This is a genomic window from Anaeromyxobacter sp. PSR-1 (genome assembly GCF_000964525.1).
GTDB lineage: Bacteria > Myxococcota > Myxococcia > Myxococcales > Anaeromyxobacteraceae > Anaeromyxobacter.
Window position 1 is genome coordinate 1 of record NZ_BAZG01000037.1, and the last position, 13,579, is coordinate 13,579.

Here is a 13,579-nt window from a genome sequence, read left to right on the forward strand (position 1 = left end):
CCGTCGCCGCCGCGGTGGCGGCGCGGACCGGGGGCCTCCGGCGCCGGGCGCGGCGGCGCGTCGTCGAGCTCGATCTCGACGAGCGGCGAGTGCACCTTGGCGACGTCGCCCACGTTCCAGAACAGCTTCACCACCTTGCCGCGCTTCGGCGACGGGATCACCACCGTCGCCTTGTCGGTCATCACCTCGACGAGCGGCTGGTCCTCGGTGATCGCGTCGCCGGGGGCGACAAACCACTGCTGGACCTCCGCCTCGACGACCCCCTCGCCGATGTCGGGGAGCTCGAGCTTGTAGGCCATGGACGACTCCCCCTCAGTAGGCGACCACCTCGCGGATGGCCTTCAGGATGCGCGGCGCGCGCGGCAGGTACTCGTTCTCGAGCGTGTACGGGAACGGCGTGTCGAAGCCGGTGACGCGCGCCACCGGCGCCTCCAGGTGCAGGAAGCAGCGCTCCTGCACGAGCGCGGCGATCTCCGCGCCGAACCCGCACGTGCGCGGCGCCTCGTGCACCACGATGGCGCGGCCGGTCTTCGACACCGAGGCCACGATGGTCTCGAGGTCGAGCGGCTGGAGCGAGCGCAGGTCGAGGACCTCGCAGTCGTAGCCCTCGGCCGCCGCCTCGCGCGCGGCCTGGTCCACCTCGTGCCACATCGAGCCCCAGGCCATCACCGTCACCTGGTTCCCGGCGCGCGTGATCTTCGCCTTGCCGAGCGGCTCGGCGTACTCGCCCTCGGGGACGTCGCCCTTGGCGGCGCGGTAGACGCGCTTCGGCTCGAAGAACAGCACCGGGTCCGGGTCGCGGATGGCGCTGATGAGGAGCCCCTTGGCGTCGTAGGGGTTGGACGGCACGACCACCTTCAGGCCGGCGGTGTGGATGAACATCGCCTCCGGCGACTGCGAGTGGTAGTGGCCGCCCTTGATGCCGCCGCCGTACGGCGTGCGGATGACCATGGGGCAGGCGTACTGGCCGCCGGAGCGGTAGCGGTACTTCGCCACCTCGTTCACGATCTGGTCGAACGCCGGGAAGATGAAGTCGGCGAACTGGATCTCCGGCACGGGCTTCAGGCCGTAGAGCGCCATGCCCACCGCAGTGCCGATGATGCCGCCCTCGGCGAGCGGGGTGTCGATGACGCGGTCGGCGCCGAACTCGTCGTAGAGCCCCTGCGTGGCGCGGAACACGCCGCCGAACTTGCCGACGTCCTCGCCCAGCACCACCACGTCCGGATCCTTGCGCATCTCGATCCGGAGCGCGTCGTTGACCGCCTGGATGATGTTCATGGTGGGCATGCGGCCCCCTGTATCACGCGTCGGAGTGGCGCGGGTTCGCCGCGCGCGGGTCCGCGGCCACCGCCGCCTCGATCTCGGCGAGCTGCTCGCGCTGCTGCCAGAGCGGCTCCTCGTACACGTCGGCGAAGAGCGTCTCGATGGGCGGCTTGGCCGGGAACGCCTCGGCCTCCTTCAGCGCCACCTGGATCTGCTCGCGCACCTCGTCGCGGAGCGCGGCGTCCTGCGCGTCGTCGAGCGCGCCGCGCCGCGAGAGGTAGCGGCGCATGCGCAGGATCGGGTCCTTGCGCTTCCAGGGCTCGACCAGCTCGGCCGGCCGGTACGCGCGCGGGTCGTCGGAGGTGGAGTGCCCCTCGATGCGGTAGGTCACGCACTCGAGCAGCGTCGGGCCCTCGCCGGCGGCGGCGCGCGCCCGGGCCCGGCGGGTGGCGGCGTACACCGCGAGCAGGTCGTTCCCGTCCACGCGCTCGCCGCGCATGCCGTAGGCGATGGCCTTCTGCGCGATGGTCTCGGAGGCGGTCTGCCGCTCGCGCGGCACGCTGATGGCCCAGCCGTTGTTGCGGCACACGAACACCACCGGGATCTTCCGCACCGCCGCGAAGTTCAGGCCGGTGTGGAAGTCGTGCGCGCTGGTGGCGCCCTCGCCGAAGTAGGTGATGGCGACCATCTCCTCGCCCTTCAGCTTCGCCGCCCAGGCGCCGCCCATGGCCTGCGAGACCTGGGTGGCGATGGGCGAGCTGATCGAGGTGAAGCGGCCCGGCCGCCACGCCTCGTGGCAGGGCATCTGCCGGCCCTTCATGGCGTCGCCGCCGTTGCCGAACAGGTCGCAGACGAAGGTGACGAGCGGCATGCCGCGCAGCAGCGCGGCCCCGTGCTCGCGGTAGCACGGGAAGATCCAGTCGCGCTCGTCCATGGCCGCCGCCGTGCCGAGCACGGTGGCCTCCTCGCCGATCGACCCGATGTAGAAGCCGATCCGCCCCTGGCGCTGGAGCGTGATCATCCGCTCGTCGAGCGCCCGGTTCAGCACCATCCACCGGTACAGCCGCAGCGCCTCGGCGTCCGGCAGGACCACCTCGTCCGGATCGGCGGAGCCGTCCTCGCGGATGACCGTGTGGAGCGGGAACTCCTTCAGGAACCGGCCGGGCTCGTAGTCCCGTGCCTCGCGCGGGTGATGCCTCGTCGGCGGACCCACCACGTGCTCTCGGCGCATGCTCGCTCCTGTTGTCAGCGGGGCTTCGTCCTCGACTCGATCTCGCCGCGCAGGAACAGCTCCGCGGCGCGGTACGACGACCGGACCAGCGGGCCGCTCGCCACGTACCGGAACCCGAGGGCGAGCCCCTGGTCCCGGTACGCCGCGAAGCGCTCGGGCGACACGTACTCCACCACCGGAAGGTGCCAGGCGCTCGGGCGCAGGTACTGGCCGAGCGTGAGGATCTCCACGCCGTTCGCGCGGAGGTCCCGCATCGCCTCGACCACCTCGGCCTCCTGCTCGCCCAGGCCGACCATGATCGACGACTTCGTGACCACCTGCGGGAACTCGCGCTTCATCTGCGCGAGCACGCCGAGCGTCTGGTCGTAGGTGGCCTTCGCGTCGCGGACCGCCGGCGTGAGCCGGCGCACGGTCTCGAGGTTGTTCGCGAAGACGTCCGGGGCGGCGCGGCCGACGGTGCGCACCGCCGCGGGGTCGCCGCGGAAGTCCGGCGTGAGCACCTCGACGAGCAGCCCGGGGATCTCCTTCAGCCGCCGGATCGCGTCGGCGAAGTGCGCGGCGCCGCCGTCGGGCAGGTCGTCGCGGTCCACGCTGGTCACGACGATGTAGTCGAGCCCCAGCTCGGCGATGGCCTCGGCCAGGTGGCGCGGCTCGTCGGGATCGAGCGCCGGCGGGTGGGCGGCCGTCTTCACGTTGCAGAAGCGGCAGCCGCGGGTGCACACGTCGCCCATCAGCATGACGGTCGCGGTGCCGCCGCCCCAGCACTCGGCCACGTTCGGGCAGTGCGCCTCGGCGCAGACGGTGTGGAGCTGGAGCCCCTTCAGCGTCTCGCGGACCTTCTGGTACCGCTCGCCCCCCGGCACGTTCACCCGGAGCCAGCTCGGCTTCTTGGCGCCCATCGGGATGCCGTGCTCGCGCATCGCGGTCGCGATGTCGCGCCGCGAGGTGGGCGCCTCGGTGCCGAGGACCGGCAGGCTGCTGCGGGGTACGCTCATTGCGCCGCCGATGTAGCGATGGGTTCGAGCCGGGTCAAGACGCGCCGCTCCTTTGCCCGCCCGCCCCCAGCTACCCTACACATTGGGGAGCGTACCTGCATGCTATACTCCGCGCGCTTCTCCCCTCTTGGGTTCGCCCAGTCCGCCCCGGTTCCGAATGACGGAGATCGCCCCCGAAGCCACCCGGATCCTGATCGTCGACGATGACGCCGCGGTCCGGGACGTCATCACCGTGCTCCTCCGCGAGGAAGGATACGTCTGCACCACGGTGGCGAGCGCCGAGGCGGCGCTGGACGAGGCCCGCAAGACCGACTACCCGCTCGTCATCAGCGACGTGCGCATGCCGGCGCGCGATGGCTTCTGGCTCCTCGAGCAGATGCGCGAGGCCTCGCCCGACACGGCGGTCATCATGCTGACCGCGTACGGCGACACCGAGGCGGCGGTCGAGTGCCTGCGCAACGGCGCGGCCGACTACCTGCTGAAGCCGCCCAAGGTCACCGAGCTCATCCGCGCCATCGAGCGGGCGCTCGGCCGCCGGCGCCTGGAGCTGGCGCGCGGGCGCTACCGCCGCAGCCTCGAGAACCGGGTCAAGGAGAAGACCGCCGAGCTCTCCCGCACCCTGCACGACCTCGAGAGCACCTACTCGCAGACGCTGTGGACGCTGGTGGCCGCGCTCGACGCGCGCGAGCACGAGACCAGCGACCACTCGCAGCGGGTGGTGCGCTACACGCTCGCCATCGCCCGCCGCGTCGGGCTCCCCGAGGCCGCGCTCCCGGACGTCGGCCGCGGCGCGCTGCTGCACGACATCGGCAAGATCGGCGTGCCCGACGCGATCCTGCTGAAGCCGGGGAAGCTGACGCCGGAGGAGTGGACCGAGATGCGGAAGCACCCGCAGATCGGCTTCAACATCCTGAAGAGCGTCGACTTCCTCCAGGTGCCCGCCGAGATGGTGCTCTGCCACCAGGAGCGCTTCGACGGCGGCGGCTACCCGCGCGGCCTGTCCGGCGAGGCCATCCCGCTCTCGGCCCGCATCTTCGCCATCGCCGACTGCTTCGACGCGATGACGAGCGACCGGCCCTACCGCAAGCGCACCTCCACCGAGAACGCGCGCAAGGAGATCCTGCGCTGCGCCGGGACGCAGTTCGACCCGCGGGCCGCCGACGCGTTCCTGTCGCTGAGCGAGGACGAGCTGCTGGAGCTGTCGCGGCCGTCGGACGAGCGGCCCATCTGATCCCGGGCCCGGCCGCTCGGGGTTCGACGGGCTCACCCCGAGCGGATCTCCGGACTTCGCTCGCCCCGAGCCCGTCGAGGGGCGACCCTTCGACCGCCTGAGGGCGCGGCTGTGCGCGGCCGCGCAGGTCTCGCGGTGGCTTTCTCCTCCCCCCGCCGTGGTGGTATGAGGCGCCGTGCTCCAGGAACACCCCTCCCCGGCCGCCGCGCCGCTCGTGGACGGCCAGGGTCGCCGGATCGTCTACCTCCGCCTCTCGCTCACCGATCGCTGCAACTTCCGGTGCAGCTACTGCTCGCCGGCCGCGCCGGAGACGCACGAGGACCCGCTCGACCGCGACGAGGTCGCGCGGCTGGTCCGCATCTTCGGCGGCCTCGGCATCCGGCGCGTGCGCCTGACCGGCGGCGAGCCCACGCTGCGCCGCGACGTGCTGGACGTGATCCGCGAGGTGGCGCGCGCGCCCGGCATCGAGGAGGTGGCGCTCACCACCAACGGCCACCTGCTGCAGGCCCTCGCCGGCCCGCTCCGCGAGGCCGGCGTCACCCGGCTCAACGTCTCGCTCGACACGCTCGACCCGGAGAAGCTGCACCGCATCGCCGGCCGCGCCGCCACGCTGGAGCGGATCGTGGCCGGGATCGAGGCCGCCTACCGCGCCGGCTTCGCCTCGGTGAAGCTGAACGTGGTGGTGGTGCGCGGCCAGAACGACGACGAGCTGGGCGCGCTGGCCCGCTTCGCCTGGGGCTTCGGCGCCACCGCCCGCTTCATCGAGCTGATGCCGTTCGGGCCCGGGAAGCCGGTGCCCACCGCCGAGGTGAAGCGGCTGCTCGAGGCGCAGGGCGTCCGGCTCGAGCCCGACGCCACGCGCGGCTGGGGCCCCGCCTACCACATGCGCGGCACCTCCGAGCACGCGGGCCGGACCGTCACCGGCCTGGTCGGCTTCATCGGCGCCATGACCGAGAACTTCTGCGACGGCTGCAACCGCGTCCGCGTCGGCGCCGACGGCTCGCTGCGCGCCTGCCTGGGCGGCCGCGAGCGGCTCGGGCTGAAGGAGCTGCTGCGCGGCGGCGCGGGCGACGCGGAGATCGCCGCGGCCATCCGCGCGGCGCTGCTCGGCAAGGGCGAGCGCCACGACATGGAGCGCGGCGGCGACGGGCTGCTGCCGATGATCGGGACCGGCGGCTAGCGTCAGTCCCGCAGCTCGAAGCGGAGCGGCGGGGTGCGCACCGAGCGGAGGCCGCCGGGCCGGAGCGGATCCGGCTCCTCGCGCTCGAGGAACGTCACCTCCAGCGCGCGCTCCCGCAGGTCGTAGATCCCGTGCCACAGCGTCCGATCGTCGGGCAGCTCGCCGGGGCCGTCCGGCGGCTCCACGAACGCGCGCGCCGCCGCCGCGGCGAGCGCCGAAGGCGTCCACGGGTCGGCCGCCTCCGCCAGCGCGCCGCGCAGCGCCCGCCAGCGCGCGTAGGTGCCCGAGGGGCCGGGCCCGGCCGGCAGCGGCTCGTCCTCCGGGTGGCGGTGCAGCGCGTGGTTGGTGAGGACGAGCGGGAGGCCGGCCGCGTCCAGCAGGTGCACGCGGTTGCGGCCCAGGCCCACCTCGAACGCGAACGCGTCGCCGTGGCGGTCCGCCACGAGCCAGTGCACCGGGTACGCGGCGTAGTGGTGCTTGGCCGCGAGCAGCGCCTCGCGCGCCTGGATCGCGTTCGCACAGGTCTCGAGCAGGTGCCGCCCGAGCTGCAGCTCGTCGAGGCCGACCGTCTCCGCCTCCGGCTCGAGCGGACGCGCCTCGGCCGCCTCCACGTCGGACGCGGCCACGACCGCCAGCCCCTCCGCGTTGATCCCGTCGAGCGCGCCGCCCAGCAGGTCGAACGCCACCATCGCGAGCGTGGCGTGCCCGTCGCTCGGGTGCAGCTCGAGCAGGTAGGGCCGGTCGGCGCCCGGCCCGCAGCCCCGCGGCCGGTTCCCGCACGGCATCGCGTGGTCGAACGCGCGCGAGACGAGCGGGTGGCCGCCGGCGGCGTCGCGCGGCGGCACGAACGCGGCGGAGCAGCCCGCCACCGGCGGCGGCGCCCCCAGCCGCGAGACGTCGTAGGCGTCGTCGCCCGCGTCCACCCCGAACGCATCCGCGGCGCCGCGCACGCGCTCGTGGAGCACCGGCGCGTTCCGCCGGAGCCACTCGGCCTGCACGCGGACGCGCAGCGGGTCGCGCGCGGCGGTCGCCTCCACGCCGTAGCGGGTCCGGGCGATCTCCCCGAGGTGGCGCCCGATGGCGCGGTTCGAGCCGCGCAGCACCAGGTGGTGGACGACGAGCGCGCCGCCGTCGCCGCCCGCGACGATCCGCTCCTCCACGCGTGCAGCCATGAGCGCCTCCCGCAGGAGACACTAGGCCGGCGGAGGGCGCTCCGGGGGCACCGCTGGGGTCACTGCCGAACGCGTGCGACCTCGCGCGCCGGCGGGCGAGCGGGCGGGCGCCCGGCGGTCGCCGGCGCGGCTAGGCGGCCGCCGCGCGCGGGCGGATGTTCGCGCGGATCCACTCGATGATCGCCTGGGTGGAGGAGCCGGGCAGGAACACCTCGGCGGTGCCCTTCTCCTTCAGGCGCGGCACGTCGTCCTGCGGGATGATCCCGCCGCCGAACACCACGATGTCCGAGGCGCCCTTCTCCCCCAGCAGCTCGATCACCGCCGGGAACAGCGTCATGTGCGCGCCGGACATGATGGACAGGCCGATCGCGTCCACGTCCTCCTGGACGGCGGCGGCCACGATCATCTCCGGCGTCTGGTGCAGGCCGGTGTAGATGACCTCGAAGCCGCCGTCGCGCAGGGCGCGGGCGATGATCTTGGCGCCGCGATCGTGGCCGTCGAGGCCGGGCTTGGCGACGAGGATGCGGAGGGGGCGCTCGGTGGCGGGGCTCATGTGATCGGCTTCTCCAAGAGGGCGATGAGATCCGGCGCTTCGGGATCCAGCTCGCGGCGCGGGTGCTCCCCCGCGCCGGTCGTGCTCGTCAGCTCCAGGATGCGGAGGCCGGCGCCAGCGGCCAGGGACCTCCACTCGGAAGGCCTGTAGTACCGCAACTCCGCCGTGCCCGCCAACACCGCGCCGGAGGGGCGGACCAGGCGCCGGTGGCAGCGGTCCACTCCGGTGGCCGGGTCGAACTCGGAGGTCTCCTCCACCACCGAGCCGTCCGGCAGGGTGCGACGCGACGCGTCGCGCGGCTGGCGCGCGAGGCGGAGCGGGTTCGCGTGGTGCACGAGGAGCCGCCCGCCCGGCCGGATCGCGGCCGCGAGCGCCGCGAGGCACGCGGCGTTCCCGGCGTCGTCGAACATGAACAGCGAGGCGTACCAGGAGAACGCGGCGTCGAACGCACCCGGTCGCAGCGGCAGCGCGCGGAGGTCCGCGCGGAGCCAGGCCGGGCCCGGCCCGCCGACGGGCGCCGGGGTCGCGGCCCGGGCGCGCGCCAGGTACGCGGCGCTGCGCTCGAGCCCCACCACCGCGCGGACCCGGCCCGCCAGCGCCCGCGCGTGGCGCCCGTGCCCGCAGGCGAGGTCGAGCACGAGGTCGCGCGGGCCGAGCCGGAGCAGGCCCGCGACGACCTCGGCCTCCAGCGCCGTCAGGCGCGGGGTGAGCAGGTCGGCGATCGGCTCGAGGTAGAGCGCGCCGTAGTAGCCGTCGGACCAGTGCGGCGCGGGGGAGCCGTCCACCCGCCCAGTGTACCGGAACGCGCCCGGGCTAGAACCGGCCGTCCTCGCGGTAGGTCCCGTGCACCTTGCGGAAGGTGTCGGCGATCTCGCCCAGCGTCGCGTAGGCCTTCACCGCCTCGATGACCGGCGGGACCACGTTCGTCCCCTCGCGCGCCGCCCGCTCCACGGCCGCCAGCGTCTCGGCCACCCGCGCGGCGCTGCGCCGGCCCTTCACCGCCTTCAGGCGCTCCACCTGCTCGCGCGCGACGGTCTCGTCGATCCGGAGGAGCGGGATCTGCTGCTCCTCGCGCGCCTGGAACGCGTTCACGCCCACCACCAGCCGCTCGTTGCTCTCCACGTCGCGCTGCCAGCGGTAGGCGCTCTCGGCGATCTCGCGCTGCGGGTAGCCCTCCTCCACCGCGCGGAGCATGCCGCCCATGTCGTCGATGCGCCGGAGGTACTCGATGGCCCGCCGCTCCATCTCGTCGGTGAGGTACTCGACGTAGTAGCTGCCGGCGAGCGGGTCCACCACGCGGTCGGCGCCGGACTCGTGCGCGATGATCTGCTGCGTGCGCAGCGCGACCGTGACCGCCTCCTCGGTGGGGAGCGCGTAGGTCTCGTCGAGCGAGTTGGTGTGCAGCGACTGGGTGCCGCCCAGCACCGCCGCGAACGCCTGGAGCGCCACGCGGACCACGTTGTTGTAGGGCTGCTGGGCCGTGAGCGACACGCCGGCGGTCTGCGCGTGGGTGCGGAGCAGCAGCGACTCGCGCTTCTTCGCGCCGAAGCGCTCCTTCATGGTGCGCGCCCAGATCCGGCGCGCGGCGCGGAACTTCGCGACCTCCTCGAAGAGGTCGTTGTGCACGTCCCAGAAGAACGAGAGGCGCGGCGCGAACGCGTCCACGTCCATGCCGCGGTCCACGCACTCCTGCACGTACTCGATGCCGTCGGCGAGCGTGAACGCCAGCTCCTGCAGCGCGGTCGCCCCCGCCTCGCGGATGTGGTAGCCGCTGATCGAGACCGGGTTCCAGCGCGGCATCTCCTTCGCGCAGAACTCGATCATGTCGCAGACGATGCGGACCGCCGGCGTGGGCGGGATCATCCACTCCTTCTGCGCGATGTACTCCTTCAGCATGTCGGCCTGGAGCGTGCCGCCCAGCCTCGCGCGCGGCACGCCCTGCTTCTCCGCCACCGCCACGTACATGGCGAGCGCGATCACCGCGGTCGCGTTGATGGTCATGGAGGTGGTGACGTCGCCGAGCGGGATCCCGTCGAACAGGACCTCGAAGTCCTCCAGGGTGGAGATGGCGACGCCCTCCTTGCCCACCTCGCCACGGCTCATCGGGTGGTCGGCGTCGTAGCCCATGAGCGCCGGCATGTCGAAGGCGGTGGAGAGCCCGTTCACGCCGTGGGCGAGCAGGTACTTGAAGCGCTTGTTCGTGTCGGCGGGCGTGCCGAAGCCCGCGAACTGGCGCATGGTCCAGAGCCGGCCCCGGTACATGGTCGGCTGCGGACCCCGGGTGAACGGGTACGCGCCCGGGTAGCCCACGTCGCGCAGGAAGTCGTGCTCCGGCAGGTGGGCCGGGTCGATCACGTCGGGGATGGGGATGCCGGAGTCGGTCTGGAAGGCGGCCTTGCGGCGCGGCAGCCGCGCCAGCGCCTCGGCCAGCTCGTCCTGCGTCCAGCGGTCCCGCGCCTCCAGCACCCGCGCGATCTCGTCGCGCCCGTACAGCGGCCGCTCGGCGCGGTCCGGCGCCTTCGGCGTGTCGCCCCGCTTCTCCACCCGCCGCGTCTGGTCCTTCGCCGGCTTCGAGCCCATGGATTCCCCTCGCTGTGAGCGCTGGTTGCCTCGCGCAGATCTAACCCGAGCGAGCGCGGCAGGTCAGGTCGCCTCGCGGGGCCGCCGGGACCGGCGGTGCGGGACCGCTCCTCGCCGCGCCGCGCCGTCGCCGGCCGGCGCCCTCCCGGCGGCCAGGCGGCCGGGCGCGCGCCGCGCTTGACGCGTTCCCGGCGAGAGGGATATGAACCCGCGTTCCGCAGGACCGGTGAGGTAGCTCAGTCGGCTAGAGCGAGGGTCTCATAATCCCTAGGTCGGGAGTTCGATTCTCCCCCTCACCACTCTTCCAAGCCCGCGCAACCTTGAACGAATTCGGCGCCCTGGACCCCGGTCCGCGGCGCCTTTTTCGTGCCCGCACGTCGCGCGGCCCGAACTTCGGGCGCGCGCCCGGTGCGCCGATCGTGAAAAGCTCGGGGGCGAGTCTCGCCGCCCCCACCCGCTCCACCGCCCAGGGGATCCCATGAACGACGTGCTCGTCAGGACCAGGAAGGAAGGCCGCATCGGCTGGATCACGCTCCACCGGCCGGAGGCGATGAACACCTTCACCCTCCCCTTCGCCGACCAGCTCGACCAGGCGCTGCGGACGATGGAGGACGATCCGGAGGTGACGGTCGTCATCGTGGAGGGCGCGGGGAAGAACTTCTGCACCGGGATCGCGCTCGAGCAGTTCACGCCGCGGACGCAGCGCGAGTACCGCGAGTTCCTGCAGCGCATCGACGCGTTCTACCGGACGATCGCGCGCATGCGGACCGTGACCATCGCGGCGGTGCAGGGCTACGCGGTGGCGAACGGCGCCGGGCTCGCGTTCGCCTGCGACCTCACCGTCGCGGCGGACACGGCGCGGTTCGGCACCACCGCCATCAACGTGGGGCTCATCTGCCTCGGCCCGGCGGCGGCGATGGCGCGGCTCATCGGGCGGAAGAAGGCGGCGGAGCTCTTGCTGACCGGCGAGCTGGTGAGCGCGGCGGACGCGCTGGCGCTCGGCCTGGTGAACCGGGTGGTGCCGGAGGCGGCGCTCGCCGACGAGGCGCTGAAGCTCGCGCAGAAGGTCGCCGCGAAGAGCCCGCTCGCGCTGCGCATCGGGAAGGAGGGCCTGAACCGGCTCCCCGACCTGCCCGCCCTCGAGCGCATCGACCTCGCCGACGACCTCTTCGCCACGCTCGCCGCCACCGAGGACGCGGTGGAGGGCGTGCGCGCGTTCCTGGGCAAGCGCGCGCCCACCTGGAAGGAGCGGTAGGCCCGGCGGCGGCCGGGATCAGGGCGCCGCGAGCGGCGTGAACGCCACCGTCCGCAGCCACGCGGGCAGGTCGGCGACGCGCGCCGAGCGGACGCCGGCGTCGCTCACGGCGTACACGAACGTCCCGGTGATCGGGTCGTCGGCGAGCACGCTGCGGCGCACGTACGGCGACCAGGCGAAGCTCCAGCCCGGCCCCGACGCGCTCGCGTACACGTCGGCCATCGAGAGCGCGCCGGCGGGCGTGATGCCGGTGGCGGGGTCCACCCGGAACAGCCGCAGGTCGGAGACGAGCCCGCTCGTGCCGTAGTCCACGAACGGGATCGCGAGCAGGCCGCCGCCCGCGGCGCCGGGGAACCAGGTGAACGCGTGCGGGTCCCAGAGCGCGTCCGACCAGCTCCACCCCTCCCCGACCAGCGCGGTCGCCACCGCGACGGGGGCGGCGAGGTCGGTGACGTCGAGGAGCTGCACCTTCACCTGCATGCTGCCGCCGGGGCCGGGCTCGCGGCCGACGCCGAGCAGGTGCGTCGCGTCGAGCGGGTGCAGGTAGCCGATGAAGCCGGGGAGCTCGAGCTCGCCGACGAGCCGCGGGCTGGCCGGATCGGACAGGTCGAAGGTGAAGAACGGGTCGATCTGGCGCGCGGTGACCGCGAAGCCGCGCGGGCCGAGGAAGCGGGTCGCGAAGAGCGTCTCGTCGCGGCCGAACGGCGCGGTCTTCCCGAGCGTGCGCAGCGCGCCGTCGGCGAGGCCGAGCACGGTCAGCTGGCTGGCGCGCTCCACGGCGCCCCACGGGTCGCTCCCGGCGACCCGCGTCGCGAGCGTGCTCGCCACCCGCAGCGCGCCCTCGTGCTCGTCGAGCTGGTACGGGTCGTCGAGCGTCCCGTCCACCACGCCGGAGCCGAGATACGGGGCGCGGTCGGGATCGCGGAGGTCGAACGCGTGCAGGTAGGTCGCGTCGGCCTGGCCCGGCATGGGCCACCACCACCAGTGGCTCGCGGCGGCGTAGAGCGTGTCGCGCGACGCGTACACCACGCCGGCCCGGGCCAGCACCGAGGTGCTGGAGGCGAGCGCCTGCCGGTCGAGATCGATCGTGGCGACGGTCAGGATGCCGGGGCGGACCGGCGCGGCGCCCAGCGCGAAGTCGGTGCACGCGTACGCGATCGGCGCGCTCGTGCCGTCGGCCCGCTTCACCTCCCCGCGGCGGAGCCAGTCCTCCAGCGGGCGGGCGCGGATGAGCGCCTCGTTCGCGTCCTCCAGGGCCGCGAAGGCCCGGTCGCGCTCGTCGGCGCTCGCGCCCGGCGCCAGCGGCGGCCAGTACGCGACGCCCTCGGGGTACGGGAGCTCGTCGGTGGTCACGAGGCGCACGCGCGCGCCGATGCGGCGCGCGGCGAGGTAGCTGCCCGGCAGGTAGATCTCGGCGGCCACCCTCGGCGCGGCGAGGTCGGTCACGTCGAGCGTGGTCACCTTGGTCACGTTGCTCGCGTCGTGGCCGCACCAGATCGCGTCGCTCGCCACGCCAGGCGCGCCCATGCCCGGCCCGCCGCAGATCGGCGCGTCGCCCTCCAGGGCGCGCGGCACGTAGAGCGTGCTGAACACCACCACGCGGTCGCCGGCCAGGAACAGCTCCCGCGGCCAGCCCTCGATCGCCACCGAGGCCCGCTCCGCCAGCGCGTCCGCCGGCCAGCTCGCCAGCAGGTGCAGCCGGCCGTCGGCGAGCGCGGCGATGCGCGTGCCGTCGTTCTGGACGAAGTCCGCCTCGTCCACGCCGGCCACCTGCGCGTTGGTGGTCGTGTAGCCGGACGGCGCGGGCGACCCGGCGTCCCCCGGGGCCCCGCCGACCGGCACGCCGCCCCAGCCGCCCCAGCTCAGCCGGAGCTGCTCGAGCTCGCTCCGCATCTGCAGCACCAGGGCGTCCTCGATGGCAGCCTCGAGCGCCTCGCAGCTCGCGGCGGGGGCGAGGCTGGGCGACCGGTCCACCGCGGCGGGCGCCGGCAGCGCGGGCGCGCGGCGACCGCCGCCATCGCCGCCCCGGCAGGCGGCGGACGCGGCGAGGACGGCGGCGAGCGAGAGGACGAGGGTGCGCGGAGCGGACATGGGCGGCTCCTTCCGGCCAGGCCGATCA

12 protein-coding genes and 1 tRNA gene are annotated in these 13,579 nt (G+C 74.0%); 4 read left to right on the top strand and 9 right to left on the bottom strand.

The window, feature by feature from the left end; translation table 11 throughout:
- From PSR1_RS08330 to lipA, 4 genes are all read right to left on the bottom strand, one after another.
- Positions 1-299 (bottom strand): biotin/lipoyl-containing protein (locus PSR1_RS08330; RefSeq protein WP_304511063.1); only part of this gene is annotated, 299 nt, incomplete at its 3' end.
- A 13-nt stretch (positions 300-312) separates the two neighbouring features.
- Positions 313-1,287 (bottom strand): alpha-ketoacid dehydrogenase subunit beta, encoded by a 975-nt coding sequence (locus PSR1_RS08335; protein WP_059437150.1) that lies wholly within the window; start codon positions 1,285-1,287, stop codon positions 313-315.
- Positions 1,288-1,300: 13 nt separating this feature from the next.
- On the bottom strand, positions 1,301-2,494 hold the full coding sequence (locus PSR1_RS08340) for a thiamine pyrophosphate-dependent dehydrogenase E1 component subunit alpha (protein WP_059437151.1): 1,194 nt from the start codon (positions 2,492-2,494) through the stop codon (positions 1,301-1,303).
- A gap of 14 nt (positions 2,495-2,508) precedes the next feature.
- Positions 2,509-3,489, bottom strand: a complete 981-nt coding sequence (gene lipA / locus PSR1_RS08345; RefSeq protein WP_059437152.1) for a lipoyl synthase — start codon at positions 3,487-3,489, stop codon at positions 2,509-2,511.
- A 157-nt stretch (positions 3,490-3,646) separates the two neighbouring features.
- Between lipA and PSR1_RS08350 the strand changes: the two genes are divergently transcribed.
- Positions 3,647-4,720, top strand: a complete 1,074-nt coding sequence (locus PSR1_RS08350; protein ID WP_059437153.1) for an HD domain-containing phosphohydrolase — start codon at positions 3,647-3,649, stop codon at positions 4,718-4,720.
- A gap of 175 nt (positions 4,721-4,895) precedes the next feature.
- Entirely contained in the window at positions 4,896-5,900 is a 1,005-nt protein-coding gene (gene moaA, locus PSR1_RS08355; protein WP_059437154.1) for a GTP 3',8-cyclase MoaA, read from the top strand.
- 2 nt (positions 5,901-5,902) lie between these two features.
- Here the strand turns inward: moaA and PSR1_RS08360 are convergent, their stop codons facing one another.
- The 4 genes from PSR1_RS08360 to PSR1_RS08375 all read right to left on the bottom strand — a co-directional run bounded on the left by PSR1_RS08360 (position 5,903) and on the right by PSR1_RS08375 (position 10,205).
- The gene (locus PSR1_RS08360) at positions 5,903-7,072 is read right to left on the bottom strand and encodes a C45 family autoproteolytic acyltransferase/hydolase (RefSeq protein WP_059437155.1); all 1,170 of its coding nucleotides are present in this window, start codon (positions 7,070-7,072) and stop codon (positions 5,903-5,905) included.
- A 130-nt stretch (positions 7,073-7,202) separates the two neighbouring features.
- Entirely contained in the window at positions 7,203-7,625 is a 423-nt protein-coding gene (locus PSR1_RS08365) for a cobalamin B12-binding domain-containing protein (protein WP_059437156.1), read from the bottom strand.
- On the bottom strand, positions 7,622-8,410 hold the full coding sequence (locus tag PSR1_RS08370) for a class I SAM-dependent methyltransferase (RefSeq protein ID WP_059437157.1): 789 nt from the start codon (positions 8,408-8,410) through the stop codon (positions 7,622-7,624). The genes PSR1_RS08365 and PSR1_RS08370 overlap by 4 nt, the downstream gene beginning before the upstream one ends.
- A 28-nt stretch (positions 8,411-8,438) precedes the next feature.
- A complete protein-coding gene (locus tag PSR1_RS08375; RefSeq protein WP_059437158.1) occupies positions 8,439-10,205 on the bottom strand; it encodes a methylmalonyl-CoA mutase family protein in 1,767 nt (588 codons plus the stop codon).
- 225 nt (positions 10,206-10,430) lie between these two features.
- On the opposite strand from PSR1_RS08375, the gene PSR1_RS08380 reads away from it, so the two are divergent.
- A tRNA-Met gene (locus tag PSR1_RS08380) sits at positions 10,431-10,504 on the top strand.
- Between the two features lie 179 nt (positions 10,505-10,683).
- Positions 10,684-11,460 (top strand): enoyl-CoA hydratase/isomerase family protein, encoded by a 777-nt coding sequence (locus PSR1_RS08385; protein ID WP_059437159.1) that lies wholly within the window; start codon positions 10,684-10,686, stop codon positions 11,458-11,460.
- 18 nt (positions 11,461-11,478) lie between these two features.
- Here the strand turns inward: PSR1_RS08385 and PSR1_RS08390 are convergent, their stop codons facing one another.
- Positions 11,479-13,551, bottom strand: coding sequence for a beta-propeller domain-containing protein (locus PSR1_RS08390; RefSeq protein WP_059437160.1), 2,073 nt, complete (start codon positions 13,549-13,551; stop codon positions 11,479-11,481).
- Positions 13,552-13,579 lie beyond the last annotated feature (28 nt).